This is a genomic window from Allobranchiibius sp. CTAmp26 (genome assembly GCF_017565405.1).
Lineage (GTDB): Bacteria > Actinomycetota > Actinomycetes > Actinomycetales > Dermatophilaceae > Allobranchiibius.
Map to the genome: position 1 here is coordinate 61,089 of NZ_JAGEKR010000021.1, position 21,550 is coordinate 82,638.

Sequence of the window (21,550 nt, forward strand, 5' to 3'; positions counted from 1 at the left end):
TACGCCGCAGGTCCGGAGATCGGGCCTGCGGCGTAGCACGGTCTCCCCGGCGCCGCAGCCCGCCACGACCGACTCACCCCCTTTAATACCCCCAGGAGCATCAGATGACCACCGACGACGGCGCCCACAGGGTCAACCCCGACACGACGCCCCGCGGAGCGAGCGGACGTACACCGGCGCGCGAATCGTTCGACACCACCGAAGGTTCAGGGTCGGAGCTGGACCACGACTCGCGGCACGTCCGGTCCATCTCTGACCGGCATCACGACGATTCAGGGTATCGGCGCGACCGCGAACCTATGAGCATGCGCTCGGTGGCCGCCGCCCAGAAACGCGAACACGGGGGAGTCAAGATCGGGTCCGCGTTCTTCGGGTGGCTCACCGCCACCGGCATGGCGGTCCTGCTGACCGCGCTGATCGCCGCCATCGGGGCCGGGGTCGGCGTCGTGAACAACACCAACGTGACCAACGCCAAGAACACCGCATCCAGCAATGCCTCGACGGTGGGCGTCGTCGGAGCGATCGTGCTGCTGCTGATCGTGCTGGTGGCTTACTACTGCGGCGGGTACGTCGCAGGCCGGATGGCCAGGTTCAACGGCATCCGACAAGGCATCGCCGTGTGGTTGTGGGCGCTGGTCATCGCGATTGTCCTCGCCATCCTGGCCGCGGTGGCCGGTGAGAAGTACAACCTGCTGGCCAAGCTGAACGCCTTCCCCCGAATCCCGGTCAAGGAAGGCACGCTGACGACCACCGGCATCGTCGCCCTCATCGCGGTCGCAGCAGCCAGCCTCATCGGGGCGATGCTGGGTGGCTTGGGCGGAATGCGCTACCACCGCGCTATCGACCGCACGGACCCGTACGCCGGCCATAACTAAATCCGATGGCCCTGGGCACAGCACCCTCAACCTGCGTTCGCTACCTGGCGCGGGCAGCACAGGTCTTTGTCAGTGCTGCCATCTTGGCGCCGCTGGGCAAGCTCCACGTCGGCGAGTCGACGTGCTGTCTGGTACTGCCCCCGCTCGCGTCCTCACCGACATCGCGCCGACCGCGATCCCAGGCCCGGGCGCAATCTCGTCCACGTTCGGTCCCACCGGTGACCCTGGCCACCCCAACCGTCGCCCTGTTTATCAGTGAAAGAGAGACCACCTCATGCTGGCGTTCATCCTGCTGCTGATCATCATCTGGATCGTTCTTGCCATCATCGGCGTCGTCATTCACGGCCTGATATGGCTGACCGTCGTTGCCGCCGTGCTGTTCCTCGCAACGCTTGTCTTTGGCGGAAGCCGCCTGCGCGGCGGCAAACCCCGACGCTGACCTTCGCCGGGCACTTCTTTGGGCCGGGGCGCACTGTCAGCCCCGGGCACCACCGAAGCACCGACTAGCGAGCATTAAACCTCTTCACCCGAAACAGGAGAACACAATGAAGTTCGACGTCGATGACATCCGCGACTGGCGCGACCATGACGTGGTCGACAGCGACGGCACCAAAATCCGCTCACTCGAGGCGGTGTACTTCGACACCGCCACCCAGGAACCCGTCTTCGCATCGGTAAGAATTGGCATCGTCGGTCGTCACCGCCTGACGTTCGCGCCCCTCGATGGCGCCCGCGTCGCTCCATCGCACGTACGGGTCATGGCCGATAAGAAGCTCGTCAAAGATGCGCCAGCCATCGACACCGACGGCGAACTGACCGCAGAGGCCGAACCTGGCCTGTTCGAGCACTACGGCCTGACCTACACCCCGGGAGCCTCCGGCGAGAGACGACTCGGACGCCGCTGAGCCACAGATGCGACCGCGGACGGACCAAAAAGCCCGACAGGGGAAGGGCGAGCCCACCTGCATGGATCCGCGTGGCGTTCAACTCAGACCACGTCACTAGCACCTTCAGACTTTAGGAGAATCCAGGACCGTGAATATCAAGTTGTACCTCAACGAATCCGATGAGCCGGGCGAATGGTCTCCCATCACGCCACCGCAAAACAGTGATCACAACGATCCACGGGCATGGGTGCTACAGCAGTTCAAGGTAGACGTGATGGGACCATTGCCGCTGACTGATCTTCCCAGCCAGCTGCGCCCCTCGGCGGGTCGCGGCACTGCGACCGTGGGGCACATCGCGGGTGGTGGCCGAGTGGTTATCGTCTCTGAGGACGAACCAACCCCATGAAACCATCCCGCCGAGGCACATACCGCAGGACGAACATAACAAGGAGTCGCAATGGGCCACCACAAGCCAAATGAAGAGATCCGCAACCATCGCCAAGAGCACGACGAGCGTCGGCAGGAGACGCGTAACGAGGCATTCGACGCGACCAACGGCGGCGTCGATGACCTGGGCTCGCAGGACAAACGACGCAAAGAAGGCAAACACCAGAAGTAGCGGCCAACGACCCGCCAATCAGACGATCCTGATGCAATACGCCCGCATCACTCGTGACGCACGGGGCGCCGCCCCTGATGAAGTTTTCGGCGACACAGACGCGGGCGTCTCGCACGCATTCGCCTAATCAGAAACGAGGCACAGCACATGCACCAAAGCAGCGCGTTACAACTCAGTGATTTCGGGTTTTCCGGGATCATCACCAAGGTCGTCTCAGCGATCGTCATCCTGGCCGTGACGTGGATTCTGGCCAAGGTGGTCAAGTCTCTTCTGAGTAAGGGCCTGAACAAGGTCCAGTTCCTGCACCGGCAGGCCGGCAACGGCCAAGACTTGGCCGACTCCTTGGCCTCGATCGCCTCGCTGGTCATCTGGTTGTTCGGTCTGATCGCCGTGCTCAACGTGTTCGCGCTGACCCAAGTGGTCAGCCCCCTGCAGAACATGCTCAGCGGTCTGCTCGGTGCGATCCCGAAGATCGTCGCCGCAGGATTCATCCTGTTCATCGGCGTGCTCGTGGCCAAGATCGTCCGCGAACTGGTCGTCACCGCGTTGCAAGCCGCCAACGTGGACCGGTACTCCGCCCGCCTCAGCGGCAGCGGCAGCGCGACCACCTCCTCCAGCCGTGGCGGGGCTTCTCCCTCCGACAGCCAACAGAGCAACGCGTCGGCCAACGGTCCGCAGATCTCCACCATCGTCGGTCAGGTGCTGTACGCGGTGATCCTGCTGGTGGTGGCCATCGCGGCACTGGGTGCGTTGGACATCCGGTCCATCTCCGACCCCGCCACCCGGCTGCTGTCGACCCTGCTGAACGCACTGCCGGCCATCCTGGGCGCGGGCATCCTGCTGGCTCTGGGCATCGTCATCGCACGCTTCGTGGTCAACCTCCTGCAGCCCATCCTGCGCGGCCTGGGGTTGAACAAGGCCCTGAGCAGCGTGGGCATTGAGGCTGGCGACCGTGACGTGTCGAGCATCGTCGCGCGCATCGTGCAGATCGCGATCGTGTTGTTCTTCGCGGTGGCCGCGGCCAACCTGCTGCACTTCCCGCAGGTCACCACGATCCTCGACACCATCCTGGCGTTGGGTGGTCGCGTCATCTTCGGTGCGGTCGTCATCGCCGCCGGCGTGTTCATCGCCAACCTGCTGGCTAAGGCCATGGGCGGCAGCCAGGCGGCGCAGATCGTCCGTTACGCCACGGTCGTGCTGTTCGTGGCGATGGGTCTGAAGTACATGGGCCTGGCCGACTCCATCGTCAACCTCGCCTTCGGCGCGGTCGTCGTCGGTGGTGCTGCCGCGGCAGCTTTGGCCTTCGGTCTCGGCGGACGCGACGCGGCTGCCCGGCAACTGAACAAGATCCAAAACACCACCTCTCGCGACTGACTCAGCCCGCACGGGACAGAGTGCAGCGGCCCGGGACCCGAAAAGATCCTGGGCCGCTGCACCGGGTGCGGCTCACCTGGCGGTCAGCTGCACCACGCGATACCGCTGCACTCCGCCCCCGCCGACGACGTTTCCCGGTCTCCCAACCACACAGCCGCGCATGCCCCAACACGAGGGTTGCTCCCAGGTCGGCTCGGTGCGGGGCGCCCGGGGGACGTACTCAACCTGGCAGTCCAAGGATGCCCAGAGGAAGGATAAGAACGGTGAGTGATGCACGTGGTGGCGGTGACGGTGTGCCGCCTCGTGAGCAGGAACGGTTGTCACGGGGACTGCATCGGTCGAATGAACCCGCCGCGCGGATGCAGGCTGGGGTTGACCTGGCGGTGGAGCTGATCGACGGGTGTGACCACGCGGGGTTGACGATGGTCGACGGCGGGGTCCTGCGTTCGGGAGCTTCCAGCGACCGGGTCGCGATCCGCGCGGACGAGCTGCAGAACCAGCTGGGCACCGGACCCTGTGTGGAAGTCGCACAGCTAGAGCACCGCACGTCGTTCGTCAGCGACCTGCAGAACGACCAGCGATGGTTGGCCTGGGGCCAGCGAGTGTATGAAGAGCTGCAGGTGGATTCCTTGCTGTCCCTGCTGCTGTACAGCGGTGAGCGATCCTTTGGCGCGCTGAATCTGTACTCCGGGCGGGGGAGAGCGTTCGATGTGGGGGACTTTGCGATGGCCGAGACCCTGGCCGCTCACCTCGCAGCGGCAGTCTCAGACAGCCAAGAAATCGAGAACCGCAACCAAGGGATGATCACCCGCACGGTCATCGGTCAGGCCGAGGGCATCCTGATGGAGCGATACGGCATCGGCCCTGACGAAGCGTTCTCATTTTTGCGCCGTGCATCTCAAGAGACCAACCAGAAGCTGGCCTTGGTGGCCGAGCAGCTCGTTTGGACCCGGGAGCTACCCAAGACCTTGGGCCAAGCCGACACCACAACGTGACCGCGTCGTCAACGCCCTCTTGGCACTGCAGAGCTGGTCATGGCCCGGTGCATGACACCCTCGAGCTTCAGACGGGGTGACGTGTCGTCCGAACGGGGTATAGAAGAACCAGCGAGACGCGGAAGATCGTGCTTCTCCTACGAAGGGAATCCCCATGCGTGACGCGGCAAGCCCCATCGACCTCGCTCAACGGCGACTCAGCAGTGCGCTACGCGCTGTCCGGCTGGCTGAGGGCCACGTGCCCTGCGAGAAGAACCCATCGTTGTGGACCAGCAACGATCGTGCGGACCGCGAAGCGGCCTCCCACCGGTGCGGCACCTGTCCTGTACGAACCGAATGCGCCGATGCCAGCAGCGCCGAACACGTCGGCGTGTGGGGATCACGCATCCGCCTCGCCGGATCCCTGGACTGGTAACACACCCGCCAGAGCGAAAGCGTCGTTCTGATTGCACGCCAGGGCAATACTTCCGCGTAGCCGCAACCGTTGTTCGGCAAGACCTGTGGCGTGAGGGCAGTAAACATAAGCCTTTTACGGATCATGCACTCCGGGTCTCACACCTCATGCCCGAACCACAAGCACACCTGCGGTCCGCCCCCAGGCCAGCACACTGCTTCAGCCGGGCCTGTCAGATGAACGGTGTTTCCGGCGTTCATTGTTAGAGGTTCTCCGCGGCCGGCATGCGGTCGGCGAAGGTGATGGCGAACGCGTTCAGGGCTGGTTTCCACCGCATCGCCCATCGTGCCTGTCCGGTGCCCTTGGGGTCCAGACCTCGGGTGACCAGGTAGAGCGTCTTGAGCGCGGCCTGCTCGGTGGGGAAATGGCCGCGGGCACCGACCGCGCGCCGGTAACGGGAGTTCAGTGACTCGATCGCGTTCGTAGAGAACAACACCCGGCGTATCTCTACGTCGTAGGCCAGGAACGGTGTGAACTCCTCCCATGCGGCCCGCCACAGTTTCGGGATCGCCGGGTAGGGCTTGCCTCACTTCTCCTCCAGTTCCTCCAAGCCGGCCCAGGCGGCGTCGATGGTGGGCGCGGTGTAGATCGCTTTGAGGTCCCGGGCCAGCTGGTCCCAGTACTTGCGCGAGGCGTACCGCAGCGTGGCTCGGATTAGGTGGATCACGCACGCGGCCGCGATCGCCAGTGGGAACACACTGTTGACCGCGTCCGGCAGCCCCTTCAACCCGTCGCACACGATGAAGAAGACGTCGGCCACGCCGCGGTTCTTCAGGTCGGTCAGTACGCCCATCCAATACTTCGCCGACTCCCCGCCACCGGCGGTGCCGGCCCACAGCCCCAGCACGTCGCGGTGCCCGGCCGGGTCGACTCCGATCGCGGCGTAGAACGGCCGGTTCCCGACCTGTCCGTCACGGACCTTGACGTAGATCGCGTCGATGAACACGGCGGCGTAGATCCCCAGCAACGGGCGGGCGCACCAGGCCTGCATCTCCTCCACCACCTTGTCGGTGATCCGCGAGACAGTGTCCTTGGAGATGCTCGCGCCGTACACCTCGGCGAAGTGCGCAGAGATCTCACCGGTCGTTAATCCCTTGGCGTACAACGAAAATCGCGACCGCATCCACGTCCGTCAGTCGCCGCTGCCGCTTCGCCACGATGACCGGCTCGAAGGTGCCGGCACGGTCCCGAGGCACGTCGATGTCGACCTCGCCCGCGGCATCGGTCAGCACCGTCTTGGGCCTTGTTCCGTTGCGGATGTTCGCTGCGCGACCCTCGGGAGCCTGATGCTTGGCGTGCCCGAGATGGTCGGTCATCTCCTCCTGCAGCGCGGTTTCCAGCACCGTGGCAGTGATCGACTTCAACAGCCCGTCCGGGCCGGTGATGTCCTCACCGCGCGCCCGCGCCGCCTTGACCAACTGCGCGACCGCAGCCCGCTCCACCGCGGTCGCACGCGAGGAGCGTTCCTTCTTCGGTTCCTTCGGCATCGAGCTCACGCCCGTGATTGTTCCGGTCATCAGTGACAAACCTTCCCGCCAACCGCAGCCGGCGCGTCAGGCCGAAAACACCGTTTGCCGGACAGTCCCCACGGCACTGCAACTGTCGGTTTGGGGTACACCTCAAGACGACACCTGCTGCGGTGCTGGAAAGTGTCTGTCTGGGGTCCCGATCTAGGTTTTCCGACAAATGTGTCGAATGACCCCCGGGCCAAACGGCAAGGTCGGTGGGTGTGGCAAGTGTGGGCAAGTTTGACGTGGAGCGGGCAGGCTCAGGAACTGCCCGGCGCGGATGAGCAACTGCTGGTGGGCCTGGTTCGGGTGTTGTCGCCGGATCTGGGCTGGATGATGCCGTCCCCCGAGGGGGCGGTTTGCCGTGGTTGGTTCCCGATGTAGCGTCATCGACTGACTACGTGGGGCGCCCGAACACGACCCCGGCCACCCGGTCATGGGCAACACCAGGAGCCAAGTGAACAACGACCCTGAACGTGGCGACCCGCCCGCGAGCTCGCGTCCCGCAGCCTCAGCGGATCTGTCGCATACCCACGACGATGAAGATGACGTCCCCGAGCCGTGGCTGGACAGGTTTCAACGCCGCCACCCGGCCGCGGGTTTCCCGCTGGCAGTGCTCTACAAGTACTTCGACGACTCCGGCGGTTACCTCGCAGCGTTGATCGCCTACTACGGTTTCGTGTCGTTGTTCCCGCTCCTGTTGCTGCTGTCCACGGTGCTGGGGTTCGTGCTCTCCGGAGATGCGCACTTGGAGCATCAGATCCTGCACTCGGCCCTGAGCCAGTTCCCCGTCGTCGGTGACCAGCTCAACAGCTCTCGAAGGATCGGGGGCGGCACGGTCGGGCTGATCATCGGCATCCTGGGGTCCCTGTACGGCGGCCTGGGGGTGGCCCAAGCCCTGCAGAACGCGATGAACACCGCGTGGATGGTGCCGAAGAACAGCCGGCCGAACCCATTCAAGGCACGGGCCCGCAGTCTGCTCCTGCTCGGCACCGCCGGCCTGGCCGTCCTTGGCACCACCGCGCTGTCCACCTTTGGCGCCAGTAACACCGGCTCCCTAGGACCCGTGTTGAAGATCGTGGTGCTGATCGCGTCCGTGCTGGTCAACGCGGCCGTCTTCGTGCTCGCGTTCCGCATCGCCACCGCCCGCGACCTGTCGGTGCGGGACGTTGCGCCGGGGGCGCTGATCGCCGCCGTCATCTGGCAGCTGCTGCAGACCTTCGGCGTCGTGTACGTCGGACACGTCATCAAAGGCGCCAGCGCCACCAACGGTGTGTTCGCCCTTGTCCTGGGGCTCCTGGCGTTCCTCTACCTCACGGGGGTCGCGATCGTGCTGTGCGTAGAGATCAACGTGGTCCGGGTGCGCAAGCTGCACCCCCGCTCGCTGCTGACCCCTTTCACCGACGACGTCGTCCTCACCCGCGGAGACCGGCGTGCCTACACCGGACAAGCCACCGCCCAGCGCAGCAAGGGATTCGAGGACGTCGACGTCACCTTCCACCCACCCCGCACCCCGCCGGAAAAGTAGACCGGCACTATGAGGGCCTAGGGAGCCGGCACTGTTGCGGGGAAGCTTCAGATGCGTGGATACCCCCAGCGGAAACCCCGTCTCACCGCCTCCGATGTGGGAAGGGTGATGGTTTGCCCTGGCGCAAGGGAGGTGACCGGGTGCGGTCGTGAAACTGGGGGCAACGTGCAGCTCCTGCCGTCGGGTGCTGGGTGGCACGCTCGGCAGGTGCGGGCCTGCTCAAAGGCATTGCCACATCTCAGGTTGGGCGTGCTAGACACGATTCGTGGACGACTGGTGGGCTGACCAGGTCGCAGCAGCCGCGGGAGGGGACGTGCAAGCGTTCACGCGAATCTATGACCTGACTGCCGCGGAAGTTCATGGGCATCTGCTCGTGCTGGGGGTCGACGCCGCAGATGCCCGCGTGCAGAACGCGTACCTGACGTACTGGGCGCGCCTGCCCTCATTGAGGACCCAGTCACGGACACAAGTCGTACGGTGGCTCACCCTCACCGCATACACATCCTGAGACTGTGTCCTTCTCACCGCGCTACCGACCGCGGCTTGTGCTGGCCTCCGCCGCGCTGCTCGCTGCCGCGACCGGGTGTTCATCCTCGGAGAAGATCACCGCTGGTGGCCCTGGCCCTGCTCTGAAGGTGTGCGGCACCACCTTGTGGAACGGCGCCGCGGGGGCGGTGTCCTACCAAGCGACCCCGCGTATGGCTCCGATCATGACGCTTACTGCTGGGGAGGCGATCTACCTTCGGGTCTCCACCGGCTGCGACCACGGTGCGGTTGTCTCAATCTCGCCCCATGCCGCCACCATCACGCGCACCGCCAAGGCAAAGGACCACCTGGCCGCCGCCGTAGTCATCAAGCCCAAGGAGAAGCATTTCACGGTCATTGTCCGCCGTCAGGGTCAGATCCTTTCCGTGCAGGTGGCCCTGTCGTAGACCGGTCAGGCGAGCTGCTCAGTAACGATCTATTTGGAGCAGCTGGAGCGGGTCAATGCGGAACGTGAGCACCGTGCGGAACCGTGCTCGAGAGTCCTGCTCACTGGTATTGGTGCTCGGAAGGTCCGATCACGGTGACTCTCGAGCAGGGGCGCGGGGTGGGTGCGCTGGAGAGCGGCCTGTGGGGGAGTGGTCTCTTCGGCGTTCGGGTGCGCGGGCGTGACGCACGGACGGAGCGTGACCCGCTTTCCCGGACACCTGATCTGAGGCGATGATTGTCTCAGGAGAGGAGTCCTGTGATGCCTGCAGCGAAACCGCCCGAGTTCCGTGCGCGAGCAGTAGAGCTTGCCCGGCAGGGCCAGCAGCCGGTGGCCCGGATCGCGAAGGATCTGGGGATCAGCCAGTCGTGTCTGCGGCGGTGGATGGCTCAGGCCGACATCGACACCGGCGCTAAGGAAGGGTTGTCCAGCACTGAACGCAAAGAGCTGGTCGAGCTACGTCGCCGCACCCGGGTGCTGGAGATGGAAAACGAGATCCTCAAACGTGCCAGTGCCTACTTCGCCCGGGAGAACGTCCTCCCAAAATAGGGTTCCGGCTGGTCCACGAACTCGCCGAGGACACCGCCCTGCGGGTCGATGTCGCGGTGACTTGCCGGGTGCTGGGTGTGTCACGGTCGGGCTACTACGAGTGGCGCGGCCGGCCGCTGTCGGCGCGGGATGCCGCGGATGCGGTGTTGGCCAACACGATCGTGGATATCCACGCGATGTCCCGCCGGGCCTATGGGGCGCCGCGGGTGCACGCCGAGCTACGCCTGGGTCAGGGGCGTGCGCGTCGGGCGCAAGCGAGTGGCCCGGTTGATGGGCCTGACCGGTATTCGTGGCCTGTGCCACCGGCCCAAGCACCGTTCCCGGCCGGCGCAGGCGGTGCACGAGGATCTGGTCAACCGCCGATTCGTCACCGATGGCCCGGACCGGTTGTGGTGCACCGACATCACCCAGCACCCCACCAGCACCGGGACGGTCTACTGCTGCGCGGTGCTGGATGTGTTCTCCCGGGCGATCGTGGGCTGGTCGATCGCGGACCACATGCGCACCGAGCTGGTCGTTGACGCGCTCCAAATGGCCACCTGGCGTCGCCGCCCGCCACCGGGCACGATCCTGCACTCGGACCGCGGATCGCAATACACATCATGGGTATTCGGCCACCGGTTACGCGCCGAAGGACTGCTGGGGTCAATGGGCCGGGTCGCCTCTAGCGTCGACAACACGATGATGGAATCGTTCTGGAACGGGATGCAACGCGAACTGCTGGACATCCGCACCTGGGCCACTGTCGAAGAGATTGCAGCAGCGATCTTCGAATGGATCGAAGCCTGGTACAACCCCCGCCGCCGACACACCAACCTCGACATGCGGTCCCCGCACGACTACGAACAGCTTCACAAAACCGCCGACCCGGCGGCATGATCACCACAACACCCGTGTCCGGAGAACCGGGTCACGCTCCGACTGAGCTGTTAGGCGCCCGTCCGGGTCGTGGGAGGATCTCACTGTCGGGAGCAATGTTCAGTGCCCACAAGCGGCAATGCGATCTATGGTTGGGGAGTTTTTGTGGCACAGCGAGTTCAGGTCATTCTCGAGGACGACATCGATGGCACCGATGCGGTCGAGACCGTGCAGTTCGCTCTTGATGGGACCACCTATGAGGTGGACCTGAACGAACAGCACGCCACGCAGCTACGAGAGGGCTTCACGACCTGGATCGGTGCGGCTCGCAAGGTCCGCGGCACCGCCTCAAAGCGCAGCAGCGCAAGCGGCGTCTCAAGGCCAAAGGCTGACCCGGAACTGTTGAACAAGATCCGAGAGTGGGGCCGGGCCAACGGGCACCACGTCAGCGACCGGGGCCGTGTTTCACAACAGGTGCAGGACGCCTACCGCCAGGCCCACTGACTCCGAGCGCAACGCGTCCGGTACGACGACGGACTTGTCCACGCCGGTCGGCTGTTCCGTCGATGACATGAGGATCGACGACGCGGTTATTGCGACCTTTGGTCAATGACCGTTTCGAACAGGACTGCAGAAGGGCCGCCCCGGTAGGGGTGGCCCTTCTGCTGCTGGGTAGGTCGGCGTGGTGCAGTGTTGGGAGGTGGGTCAGTCGGCGTCCTCGCAGCTGCCGGGTGCTGGTTTGTCGTGTGGGGTGGCCTCATTCTGACCAGACGCTTCTTCGCGCACGTAGCTTGGGTCTACCCACTCGGCCTACGGAGCGGTCTCGTGATGAACACCATCCTCATCAGCTCATCTCCAGCGCCCCATGGCAGTACGCACCGGGTGGCCGCTGCCATCGCAGAAGTTCTGAACGCTCCCGTCGTGTCCCCTGAGGTGGCTACCTCCGAGGATTTGGCTCAGGCTGATCGGATCGGTTTCGGCTCAGAAATTCAATGGATGGGTTCGAGCACCGGCTCATGACCTGTGTCGAAGGCCTACCGATCGTGAGCCGCAAGGACGCGTTCGTGTTCGCCACCAGCGCCCTGCCTGAGCTCCCGGCACGTCATCACTCGCACTCGCTCCGAGAGCATCCCGAGGACAAGGGCTTTCGTGTCATTGGCATGTTCGTGTGCCGAACGGTGCGTACCTGGGTTTCGTCTGGCAGGACCGGCGGGGGCGGTAAAGACCACCTGAATCAGAGGGATCTGGTTAGTGCTCGAGCGTTCGCCACGCGCATCACCCTGTGAGGAGATCCGGCCCCTACGCCAGCGTTACCTACGTTTCATCAAGTTGACCAGGTTCTAATCCCCCGTCCCGTATCACACCCGCCTTACCTTTCCTTGCATCAACCGTTTTTCGGTCGTGTCGCCCAAGCGCTCGGGCCGGTCGACCAGCACGTTCAAGGGGAGAAACAGCCGTGCAGAAGACATCAGCAGTCCTCATCGCCACCACTGTCGCCGCAGGGTTCGCCCTGACCGCGCATCCACCGACCGCCTCGGCGGCGGTCGCAACGCCGGCACCCGTCGGATACTCCGCGTATGGATACGGCACGTATGTAAGTTCCTCTGTCGCGGCATTGAACTCCGGGGCGACGGCCTACTCGTCCGTGTCGTGCACCACGACTTCCAACCTGACCCGGTCCAACCAGGTGGCGTCGGTCAACCTTGGCAAGGTCGGGAAGGTGGGCACCGACTACAGCCAGAGCCGCAGCATCCTCGATTCCTCCGGCCGCACCTCGCAGGGCATCTCCCAGATTTCCGGGGTCAACCTGCTCGGCGGGTTGGTCACCGCCACCTCGTTGAAGACCACGACCCGTGCGACCTACACACCCGCCAAGACGTCGTACGGCTCCAACACGACGGCCTTCGTAGGCATCAAGGTCGCCGGCAAGGGGTTCGCGGCCGGCGTTGGACCGAACACGAGGGCCACCCTGAGCCTTGGCGGTAAGCCGTTCGCCTCGCTGGTCCTCAACGAGCAGTCCCGCACCACGGTCAACGGCCTGACGCAGGCGGTCACCACCGCGATCCACGTGACGGTGTCGGCGTCCAACAGTCTCGGTCTGCCGATCGGCACGAACGTGATCGTGGGTCGGTCGTACGCGGCGTTGAAGGGCACGCCGGCCGGTTTCGCGACTGGCTCGGCCTACGGGACGCAGGCCACCCTGTCCGCCACCGTCAAGAGCGGACCCACCGCACTTGCCGGAGTCGCCTGCGACGGCGGCAACAACACGGTGAGCATCGGCTCATCGGCGATCCCGAGCGTGCTCAGCGTCGGGGCGGTCAAGAGCACCACGTCCTCGGTGACCACACCGAAGCTGACCAGCTCGGCGACGAATCAGATCACCGGTCTGAAGGTGCTCGGCTCGCTGATCGGCGTCCAGACCATCACGGCCTCGACCACCACGAGCCGCACGAGCTTCACCGCACCGGTCAGCACGACCGACGGGTCCAAATTCGTGGGCCTGAAGATCTCCGGCGTGCCCTCGATCACCGACACGGTCAAGCCCAACACCACGATCAACCTGGCCAACCTCGGCACGGTGACCTTGCACAAGGTCACCAAGACCAGCAGCGGCATCACGGTGGTGATGATCTCGGTAGTCCTCAACCGGGCACTGGGCACCCTGGCGAAGGGGACTCTCATCCAGATCGGCGTCTCCAACACGGGAGTGCAGAACCGCTGAGGTCTGACCCTGTCCACCGCCGCACCGGTCACCGGTGCGGCGGCGGACATCGGCTGCGCCCCCAGTACATGCAGCATCAACCTGGCGCCGCGCTGCTGTGGCCCATCAACTCATGGTGCGCGGCTGCGCTCGGCCAAGCCCTCACCAATGGCAGAACGACACTCACGCTGAGCGCTAGGCGTGCCCTTCTGACCCGACGGTGACCCAACTGGCCTCGGGAACGACGGAGCGTTCGTGGAGCGACCGAGGTTCGCCGGTGACTGTGTATACGGTGTACATGTACCGCTGTAGCGGTGGTGCGATGTGGGTCCGACACCGTGGCCGGCAACTGGCTGGAAAGGTACGGGGCTCGGTCCAGCAACTACCAATCCACTGATCCGGAGCAACGGATCTGAGATCCCCAGACACCAACACGCTCCGTAGCGCTGGCCTCAAAACATTCGGGACTGCTGCACGAATAGGTGACATCTGATCTGGCTCGCCCGGCAGGGCGGGCCTGGAAGGATGTTCACTATGCCCAAGCCCTACCCCAGAGAGTTCCGCGAGGACGTAGTGCGCGTCGTCCGAGGGGAGATCGCGTCGCTGGTGAAGTTCACTCACGCGGAGGACGACGTGTTGCCGTTGGTGTCAGTCGACGCGAAGGCACGGCAGTGACGGACATCCCGCTGAATTTGGGGCACCTTCGGATGCACGCCGGAGCCCCGACTGCTTCGCACCGTTCGGGGGGATAGGGCACTAGCTTGTATCGCATGCTTAAGGGGGCTGTCCTGATCGTGACTTTGTTGTTGGCTGGTTGCAGTAGTGGTGGGGGCGCCGCGGGCCCGTCCAGCGTCGGAAAATATGAGCAGACTTGGACAAAGGGCTATTCGTCGACGACGTGTGATGAGTTCATCAATGAGATGGATCCCCATCAGCGTTTCGTTGCTGCAGCCGACATGCTGGGCGGCGCTCGTCAAGCAGACGGTGGCACAGGGCTACCGGGTGACTCGCTGGTAAATTCCTTCAAGTCGGGCTTGGACCAAGCGTGCGAGCCCATTGGCACGATGACCCTCACCGATGCGGGCGCGGCGCTGTACCTCACGGACCGGTCGTCGTTTCGGCCCTGAACAGCGCGACGCGACCGACATGAGCCAAACCCGGGCAAACGTGGCCGGGCACGGCAACTTTTGGCGTGTATACGTTCAGCAGCGCCCACCGGACGATGGAGGTTGAGCATGCCTTGGGGTGATGGGAAGCGCGTCAATGAGCTGGAGGCTCAGGTCGCGGAGCTGGAGCGGGCGGTGGCTTATCACCGCGATGCAAATGCACGGTCTCAGCAGGCGATGGCCTATTACCGCAATTTGGAGCCGATGGCGGTCGCTGAACAGGTCACGGCGATGCGGCGGGAGGTGGCCGAGCTGCAGGCTCAAGCCAGTGCCGCGCGCGTCGCAGCGACCACGGCCCGTGCGGAAGAACGAGCAGCACGTGCGGACCTGGCCCAAGACTTAAACGACGCCGATGTGCAGGAAGCGGGGGTGTACACCTTCAACCACCCGCTGCAGGACGCGATCGCATATCAGGAAGCGTTGCGCGAGGTTCAAGCGTCGATGAAGGAGCTGGTCAGGACCCGGTCGGCGGTCCTGGCTGTAACGCACTGGACGGTAGACGGGTCGACCGCGAAGGGCACAGCCATGGTGCGGGACTTCTCCAAGCTGATGCTGCGGGCATACAACAGCGAAGCTGACACCCTCATCCGGGCGCTCCGACCTCACACGCTGGGGTCGGCCAAAGGCCGCCTGGACAAGGCCGCGATGACGATCGAGCGTCTCGGGAAAACGATGAGCATCCGGATCGCGCCGTCGTACCACCGCCTGCGCCTCCACGAGTTGGAGCTCACAGCCGATTACCTGGTGAAGAAACAGCAGGAAAAGGAAGCCGAGCGCGAACGCCGCGCGCAGTTGCGGGACGAGGCCAAAGCCCGGGTAGAGATGGAAGCCAAACTTGTCGATCTACGAAAAGAGCAACAGCACTACTCGCACTTGCTGGAGCGCCTACCGGATGGTGATGAGGCCGCACGCGCGGACGCCCAAGCGAAGTTGCAAGAGATCCATCAGTCGATCGAAGGCGTAGAGGCACGGGCAGCGAACACCCGTGCCGGTCACGTGTATGTCATCTCGAATGTAGGGGCGTTCGGCCCGGACATGGTCAAAATTGGGATGACTCGCAGGCTCGACCCGATGGACCGAGTCAACGAACTAGGCGACGCCAGTGTCCCGTTCAGATTCGACGTGCACGCCCTGGTCTTTCACCAGGACGCGGTCGCGCTGGAGACTCACCTGCACCAAGCCCTGGCCCACCAAAAGGTGAACCAAATCAACACCCGGCGCGAGTTTTTCTACACCACCCCAGCCGAGGTCAAAGTCCTGCTCCACAAGTACGCGGGTTCATACCTCTTGGAGTATCGAGACACCCCAGAAGCCTTCGAATGGCGCAGCTCAGGGGCCGTCCAACGAAGCACGCCACCACCAGCACCAAAAGGTCCACCCGCCCCCGTGCTGATCGATGCACCAACACCGACCACCAGCATCCTCAGCCAGCATTTTCCGACCACCGCCGCTCGGACTCATAACGAGGAAACAAGGACCCCAGTTTTTGAGGCACCTCCGCCCAATGGAGACCCCTCCGCGAAGGCCGCCTGGTACGCCTCACCCCACGACACCGCCTTCTGGCGACGCTGGGATGGCACCGCTTGGACCCACGAGACCAAGCCGCGATGAGCTATCCGGATTCCCAAGCGTCGTCTCCGCCGACCATTTAACTTGTCATAATAATTATTATCGGTTATTTGCTAGAGTTGCTTAGATTGTTGCCTGAGGTTCGCGTACATCGCTAGCGGCTCCGGCCGCTGGCCAGGCTCCGGCGCGACGGACACACGGTGGTTTGTGTAGGCGATTTAGAACTCGATGGCTGGTCAGTGCCATACCGTGCAGCCGTGACGAAGTCGAAGGCTCGAGTGGCTACAACCGTGATCGTGATCGTTGTGGTTGTGCTGCTCTTTGCGTCTGCCGTTCGGTACCGTCGCGACTACGGCACTTTTGACGTGTCTGCGACGCCGGTTCACCTCTACGTCCACGGCTACCGCTTTGAACCGGTGGCGCAGGCGGACGTGCCGGCGCAGGTCCGCGCCGAGTTCGCCGCGGACGGCCGAGACCTGCGCCAGGTCGGCACCTGGTCGCTGTTCCCGGTCATCGGTGGCCGCTCCAAGAGGATCGTCTCGCCCGACAGTTCTAACTGCGTCAACATTGCGGCGATCAAAACCAAAGGGCGTTACGCCTTCTATCAGGCTGACGACATCGGCAACAACACGAGCTGTTAGTCCCGGTTGGACTGACGACGCCGCCAGCCAGGCCAAGAAGTGCTTCTGGGGTCCCAGATCGGTGGTTCCCTACGGATGTGCGAGGTCTGGTGGTGGCGGGATAGGCCGATGCGGGCGGGCTGGTCGACAATCCGCCGTGGTTGTGTTCGCGTTCGGCCACGTTTGAAGGAGATGGGGCGGCAGTATTGCGTCTACTTCAAAACTTTGGGGAGGGACTTTAGGATGCCGAGCTCGTGGGAGCAGGACCGTCGGCCCAGCATTCGGTGCGTGGTGTGCTTTGAAGCCCCCGAACGAGTCATTGAATTTCCTCGTCTGCGCGACGTCGATACGTCGTTCGCGAGTTCATCGCTTTGCCGAGTCTGCGCTGAACTAGCGGCCGCGGGCAACGCTGAACTAGCGGCCGCGGGCGACTCAGATGGATTGCGTGCTCGTGGTTTGCGCGGATGGGCAGCAGAGGGCACTGATCCAGTCCCCGACCTCGTGCGGTTGGTCATGGCGTGGGCTGGTCATCAGCTACCGCCTGTCCCGAAGCCGCAGGACCGTGTTCCGGTCGTCCCGTTGACGGCATCGGACCAGGCGATTTGGCGCGTTCTCGAGCCGCTCATGGCCGACGGCCCCGGCCCCTCGGTGAGCGTCCATGGTCGCACCACCTCGGTAAGGCCCGATGAGGAAACGATCGTGACTGACGTGGTGCTCGACGGTCCGCGCATGCGGCTGACGACAGCGGCTGGGCAGGTGCGCCTGGTGAGCGACGGCGTCACCACCTGGGCGCGGTGGGGCAAAGAGATGGTCGCGTCGGCATACGACCCGGACGGCTGGCTTGGCGAGGGCGCCGATCTAGCTGGGCGTCGTGTTCGTCAAGAGCCGGGTGAGTACGAGTTCGGCACCCCGGTCGGGCCCATCGAATCGGTCCAGTACCTGGGGCGGCCCGCATGGCGTTTCAGGTTCGCGGCGCCAATCCACAAGCCGTACGACATGAGAGTGGTCGTCGATGCCGAGACAGGCCTGTTCCTGGAACAGCGCTTCGGTGAGCACATCGTCAGGACCTGGACACGGTTCGAAGTCGGCAGGCCGGTAACCGATGAGCTGTTCACGTGGGATGGTCCGGCGGCTGCCGAGGATGAGTTGATCGCCCAGTGTGACGCCGCCGAAGCCCAAGACATGGCGGATCGGGAAGCGTGGTTTCGGGCGAACGTAACTACCTCACAGCTAAAGCTGGGCGGGTCTGCGACCCACGTCCAGCTCCACGACTGGGACGAAGACGGCAGCTTTCAGGCGTCGTGGGCATCTGGGTCGATTGCTCGGCGCCCTCGTTCTGAAGAGTGGTGGGACCTTCGCTGGCAAGAGGTCACCGAGCGCTGGAGCGACCAGAGGTGGGACTGGGCCCTGAGCGACTGGCGCGATCCTGCTGGCATCGAGAGCATCGCCACCGTACGCCGTTGGCTTCAGCGCAATCCGAGTGGAGAACCTAGCAACCCCAAGTCATAACAAGCCCACTATGCATATGGAGGTACGAATCGGCAGTTTTGGACAGATGTGTCTGAGGGTCTAGACCACGGGGTCACCAGGGGCACCGCGCCCTAACCTGCAGTTGTGATCAAAGTTGAGGGCGAGCCCCCAAGTCCGGGCCAGGCAGCGGCTATCGCGGCCGGTGTGACGGCGATGAACCTGGATCTGGACGAAGTGCTCGTGGTGTACACCGACGACTTTGATGGCGCGATCCGCAAGCTAACAGGGTGGGCAACCTACGAATCTGACCGTGGGACAGGCACGGTGGCAGGTAAGACCGTCTTAGTCGGCGAGGTCCCGGCCGTTGTGCTCAACTCTCAGGCCATCGGCAACGCAGACCCTCCTCTCCTGGAGCGTCTCGCGGCACACGAGAGTGGCCACGTTCTTCTGCAGCAGCGGAACGAGCACTTCGAGGGTCTGGCGTACGCCAGCAACAGCGACTGGGAGCGCACTTTAACCGCGATGGCGGCTTACAAGATTGAGGAGTACCGGATCGAGAAGAGCCTCCGTGCGCGTGGTTACCCCGCCGCCGGATCGTCCGAGTCAGACCACATCGCTTTCGTCCTGCACTGGACCACGGTCGACCTGTTGAACTTACTCATCGACCCCGCTTCCGACGATGTGATGCACTTGTACCGGGGCGTCATGGGTCTTGCCGACCGGCTTACCACGGTGCTGGCGTATACGGCAGCTTTTGATCTTGAGGGGGATCAGGCCGCTCGGTTGGAGAGCGAAGGGACGGCTGCTGTCGAGGGTTGGCGCGAGTACGTAGAGCCCAGCTGGTCGCAACGAGTTCACCTCTATCAGCAGGTCCCGTCGGTTGATGACCCACTTGCCGGGTCGGACTTGCTGGCGCATGTCATGGCTGGCGCCGAGGTCGAGCGCGCGTTGGTGGAGAGCATGGGCTTTGTCTTCAGCAACGGATCGAGCTCTTGGAACTTCGATAGGCAGATTTCTGATGAGGCGCTGTACGCGCGTCACACCCGGGCGGTGGCGCAAGAGGAGTTATACGAGACCCAGCAACCTTCGCCCGAAGACTGAGCACTAGATGTACTCGGTCACGAGGTTGGTGACAGGCGGCTGATCGGTGGGAGTCCGCCGAGGGCGGTGTGGCGTCGTGAAGTGTTGTACTTGTGTAGCCAGGGCGCAAGGGCGGCGGCGCGCTCGGCGTTGCTGGTGAAGACCTGCCGGTAGGCCCATTCGGTGGCCAGGGTGCGGTTGAACCGTTCGACCTTTCCGTTTTGCCAGGGGCAGTGCGGGCGGATGAACTTGTGCTTGGCGCCCAGGGTTGTCATTGCGGCCTTGACGTTGGTGCTCTTGCGGTAGCTGAAGTGGTTGTCGGTGATGACCCGCTCGATGGTGGGGATGCCGCAGGCGGCAAAGTGGGTGGCGGCGCGCAGGATGAACGCGGCGCAGGTGTCGCCCTTCTCGTCCGGGAGGATCTCGCTGTAGGCCAGCCGGGAGTGGTCATCGACCATGGAGTGCACGTAGTCGTAGCCGATCCGGGCCTTCTTCTTCGCAGCTGTCGAGCCCATTTGGCGGCCGTGGGCTCTCCAGCCGCCGCCGTCGGGGATCTTGCCGATCTTCTTGACGTCGACGTGCACCAGTTCTCCTGGCCGCTCGCGTTCGTAGCGGACCGCAGTGGTCTTGGAGGAGCGGATCACCTCCCCGGTCAGCGGGTCGCACTGATGCAGATAGGGCAGGTCGTGGCGGCGCAGGATCCGGCTGACGGTGCGGGCCGGGATACCCAGCTCAGGCCCCAACCAGTCCTGACCGCGCCGGTACTGCCCTCGGGCGGCCACCACGGCTTGCTCGACCGACGCCGTGGTGCGTCGCGGGCTGTAGTGCGGTGCCGAGGACCGGTCGGCTAACCCGGCCTCGCCCTCGGCGTCGAATCTGCTGACCCACCGGTGCGCGCACTGGCGTGAGATGCCCATCGCCTTCGCTGCATGAGCCACCGCCCACCCCTGCCGGCGGACGCGGTCGACCAACAGACGGCGACCATGAATGTTCAGACGAGCATTAGCGTGAGACACGAGAACCTCCGGGCGGCTGGGACTTCGACAATCCACACCTCACCCGGAGGTTCTCCTCGTCGTCAACGCCTACGCGTCACCAACCTCCTGGCCGAGTACAACTAGACGCTGCTCAGTGACGATCCATTTCGAGCAGCTGCACGGGCCTGTCGCCGCATGCCAGGATCCGCGAAGCCTGTTGCTCGAAAGTCGTGCTCAGTGTTGCCGCTGCTCGAAATGTCCGATCGTGGCGACTTTCGAGCATGGGTCAGGACGCGAGCTGGGGGAGTGGTGCGGCACAGCAGAGGGGCCGCCCCGATCGGAGCGGCCCTCTTGTGGTGCACCGGTCGGGGTCCCCATCGCACTGCGACTTGTCATAACTATTATCGGTTATTTGGTAGACATATCTAGAGAACTTCGATCACGGGCGAAACCGCATAGCGCGTCAGACCTTCCAGGCAGAATCGTTATGTGAGCTATAACGCGGATTGTGAGGGTGGCAGCGCACAGCCTGACCCGGCCGAGCGTGAATCCCATACGGTTGTGTTGCTGGAGCAGGCACGCCTCACGGGCGACACTGCGGCGGCCAAGGGGCTGCGCGCCGAGGCGGTGGAAGTCAACGTTGCTTGGGCCACTGGGATTGCCCGGCGGTACGTCGGCCGGGGTGTGGACATTGATGATCTGCAGCAGGTGGCGCTGCTGGGCCTGGTGCTGGCGGTCGAACGATTCGACCCGCACGAGGGCAGTTTCACCCCGTACGCCAGGGCCACCATCCACGGAGAGTTGAAGCGGCATCTACGCGATTACGCGTGGACCGTCCGCCCGCCGCGCGCGTTGCATGACCGCTACCTGGAGATCCAGCGGACAACCCACAACCTGACCCAGAAGCTGGGCCGGATACCCAGGGAGGACGAGATCGCCGAGTCGTTAGGGATGACTACGGCGCAGGTGCGCGAGGCACGCGCGGTGGCGGGGTCTTACGCCGCAACGTCGTTGGAGGCCTTGACTGCGGACCGACCTGACGCCTTCACCGGCGAGGGGCTGAACCTGGGCGTCATGGGCACCATCGAAGAGCGACTAGCGGCCCTGAGCCTTCGGGAAATCATCAAGACCTTGCAGCCAAGGGACCGGTTGATCGTGCAGCTGCGGTTCGGGCAGGACTTGACCCAGCGACAGATCGGCCAGCGGTTGGGCATCTCACAGATGCAGGTCTCCCGCCTGCTGGCAGCCGTCATGAGACGCCTGCGAGACACCCTGGCCGGCGACACCGCGCAAGCGTCCTGAACCCCTGTCCACACACGACGGTTAAAGAAACCTCCCTACGGTTCCAGG

The 21,550-nt window shown here is 64.2% G+C and carries 23 protein-coding genes and 1 pseudogene; 22 read left to right on the forward strand and 2 right to left on the reverse strand.

Going from position 1 to position 21,550, the window contains the following annotated elements; all coding sequences use genetic code 11:
• Positions 1 to 305 precede the first annotated feature (305 nt).
• The 8 genes from J4030_RS15355 to J4030_RS18680 all read left to right on the forward strand — a co-directional run bounded on the left by J4030_RS15355 (position 306) and on the right by J4030_RS18680 (position 5,165).
• The gene (locus tag J4030_RS15355) at positions 306 to 875 is read left to right on the forward strand and encodes a hypothetical protein (RefSeq protein ID WP_374222002.1); all 570 of its coding nucleotides are present in this window, start codon (positions 306 to 308) and stop codon (positions 873 to 875) included.
• A 274-nt stretch (positions 876 to 1,149) separates the two neighbouring features.
• Positions 1,150 to 1,314 (forward strand): hypothetical protein, encoded by a 165-nt coding sequence (locus J4030_RS15360; protein WP_208050109.1) that lies wholly within the window; start codon positions 1,150 to 1,152, stop codon positions 1,312 to 1,314.
• A 106-nt stretch (positions 1,315 to 1,420) separates the two neighbouring features.
• Positions 1,421 to 1,780 (forward strand): PRC-barrel domain-containing protein, encoded by a 360-nt coding sequence (locus tag J4030_RS15365; RefSeq protein ID WP_208050110.1) that lies wholly within the window; start codon positions 1,421 to 1,423, stop codon positions 1,778 to 1,780.
• 130 nt (positions 1,781 to 1,910) lie between these two features.
• The gene (locus J4030_RS15370; protein WP_208050111.1) at positions 1,911 to 2,168 is read left to right on the forward strand and encodes a hypothetical protein; all 258 of its coding nucleotides are present in this window, start codon (positions 1,911 to 1,913) and stop codon (positions 2,166 to 2,168) included.
• A gap of 51 nt (positions 2,169 to 2,219) precedes the next feature.
• Positions 2,220 to 2,381, forward strand: a complete 162-nt coding sequence (locus tag J4030_RS15375) for a hypothetical protein (protein WP_208050112.1) — start codon at positions 2,220 to 2,222, stop codon at positions 2,379 to 2,381.
• A gap of 147 nt (positions 2,382 to 2,528) precedes the next feature.
• Complete coding sequence (locus J4030_RS15380; RefSeq protein WP_208050113.1) at positions 2,529 to 3,755, forward strand: mechanosensitive ion channel; 1,227 nt, start codon at positions 2,529 to 2,531, stop codon at positions 3,753 to 3,755.
• Between the two features lie 263 nt (positions 3,756 to 4,018).
• On the forward strand, positions 4,019 to 4,750 hold the full coding sequence (locus J4030_RS15385) for a GAF and ANTAR domain-containing protein (RefSeq protein WP_208050114.1): 732 nt from the start codon (positions 4,019 to 4,021) through the stop codon (positions 4,748 to 4,750).
• 154 nt (positions 4,751 to 4,904) lie between these two features.
• Positions 4,905 to 5,165, forward strand: a complete 261-nt coding sequence (locus tag J4030_RS18680; RefSeq protein ID WP_208050115.1) for a WhiB family transcriptional regulator — start codon at positions 4,905 to 4,907, stop codon at positions 5,163 to 5,165.
• 241 nt (positions 5,166 to 5,406) lie between these two features.
• Here the strand turns inward: J4030_RS18680 and J4030_RS15395 are convergent.
• Positions 5,407 to 6,721: pseudogene (locus tag J4030_RS15395) on the reverse strand (IS256 family transposase).
• Positions 6,722 to 7,169: 448 nt separating this feature from the next.
• Here J4030_RS15395 and J4030_RS15400 point away from each other — a divergent pair.
• From J4030_RS15400 to J4030_RS15460, 13 genes are all read left to right on the forward strand, one after another.
• Entirely contained in the window at positions 7,170 to 8,240 is a 1,071-nt protein-coding gene (locus J4030_RS15400) for a YihY/virulence factor BrkB family protein (RefSeq protein WP_307864728.1), read from the forward strand.
• A 512-nt stretch (positions 8,241 to 8,752) separates the two neighbouring features.
• Positions 8,753 to 9,172, forward strand: coding sequence for a hypothetical protein (locus J4030_RS15405; RefSeq protein ID WP_208050117.1), 420 nt, complete (start codon positions 8,753 to 8,755; stop codon positions 9,170 to 9,172).
• 299 nt (positions 9,173 to 9,471) lie between these two features.
• Positions 9,472 to 9,759, forward strand: coding sequence for a transposase (locus J4030_RS15410; RefSeq protein ID WP_208050118.1), 288 nt, complete (start codon positions 9,472 to 9,474; stop codon positions 9,757 to 9,759).
• A 237-nt stretch (positions 9,760 to 9,996) separates the two neighbouring features.
• A complete protein-coding gene (locus tag J4030_RS15415) occupies positions 9,997 to 10,638 on the forward strand; it encodes an IS3 family transposase (RefSeq protein WP_208050119.1) in 642 nt (213 codons plus the stop codon).
• 144 nt (positions 10,639 to 10,782) lie between these two features.
• Complete coding sequence (locus J4030_RS15420) at positions 10,783 to 11,121, forward strand: Lsr2 family protein (RefSeq protein ID WP_208050120.1); 339 nt, start codon at positions 10,783 to 10,785, stop codon at positions 11,119 to 11,121.
• Positions 11,122 to 11,445: 324 nt separating this feature from the next.
• Positions 11,446 to 11,637: a hypothetical protein gene (locus J4030_RS15425; RefSeq protein WP_208050121.1), complete on the forward strand. Its 192-nt coding sequence runs from the start codon at positions 11,446 to 11,448 to the stop codon at positions 11,635 to 11,637.
• A 436-nt stretch (positions 11,638 to 12,073) separates the two neighbouring features.
• Positions 12,074 to 13,339, forward strand: coding sequence for a choice-of-anchor P family protein (locus J4030_RS15430; protein ID WP_208050122.1), 1,266 nt, complete (start codon positions 12,074 to 12,076; stop codon positions 13,337 to 13,339).
• A gap of 513 nt (positions 13,340 to 13,852) precedes the next feature.
• Entirely contained in the window at positions 13,853 to 13,993 is a 141-nt protein-coding gene (locus J4030_RS15435; RefSeq protein WP_208050123.1) for a hypothetical protein, read from the forward strand.
• Between the two features lie 95 nt (positions 13,994 to 14,088).
• Positions 14,089 to 14,445: a hypothetical protein gene (locus J4030_RS15440; protein WP_208050124.1), complete on the forward strand. Its 357-nt coding sequence runs from the start codon at positions 14,089 to 14,091 to the stop codon at positions 14,443 to 14,445.
• Positions 14,446 to 14,553: 108 nt separating this feature from the next.
• On the forward strand, positions 14,554 to 16,095 hold the full coding sequence (locus J4030_RS15445; protein WP_243763442.1) for a DUF4041 domain-containing protein: 1,542 nt from the start codon (positions 14,554 to 14,556) through the stop codon (positions 16,093 to 16,095).
• Positions 16,096 to 16,310: 215 nt separating this feature from the next.
• Entirely contained in the window at positions 16,311 to 16,694 is a 384-nt protein-coding gene (locus J4030_RS15450) for a hypothetical protein (RefSeq protein ID WP_208050125.1), read from the forward strand.
• A gap of 603 nt (positions 16,695 to 17,297) precedes the next feature.
• Positions 17,298 to 18,182 (forward strand): hypothetical protein, encoded by an 885-nt coding sequence (locus J4030_RS15455; RefSeq protein WP_208050126.1) that lies wholly within the window; start codon positions 17,298 to 17,300, stop codon positions 18,180 to 18,182.
• Positions 18,183 to 18,287: 105 nt separating this feature from the next.
• A complete protein-coding gene (locus J4030_RS15460; RefSeq protein ID WP_208050127.1) occupies positions 18,288 to 19,244 on the forward strand; it encodes a hypothetical protein in 957 nt (318 codons plus the stop codon).
• A 17-nt stretch (positions 19,245 to 19,261) separates the two neighbouring features.
• On the opposite strand, the gene J4030_RS15465 is transcribed toward J4030_RS15460, so the two are convergent.
• Positions 19,262 to 20,239, reverse strand: coding sequence for an IS481 family transposase (locus J4030_RS15465; RefSeq protein ID WP_208050128.1), 978 nt, complete (start codon positions 20,237 to 20,239; stop codon positions 19,262 to 19,264).
• Between the two features lie 450 nt (positions 20,240 to 20,689).
• Here J4030_RS15465 and J4030_RS15470 point away from each other — a divergent pair, with 450 nt between their 5' ends.
• A complete protein-coding gene (locus tag J4030_RS15470) occupies positions 20,690 to 21,502 on the forward strand; it encodes a sigma-70 family RNA polymerase sigma factor (protein WP_208050129.1) in 813 nt (270 codons plus the stop codon).
• Positions 21,503 to 21,550: the final 48 nt, after the last annotated feature.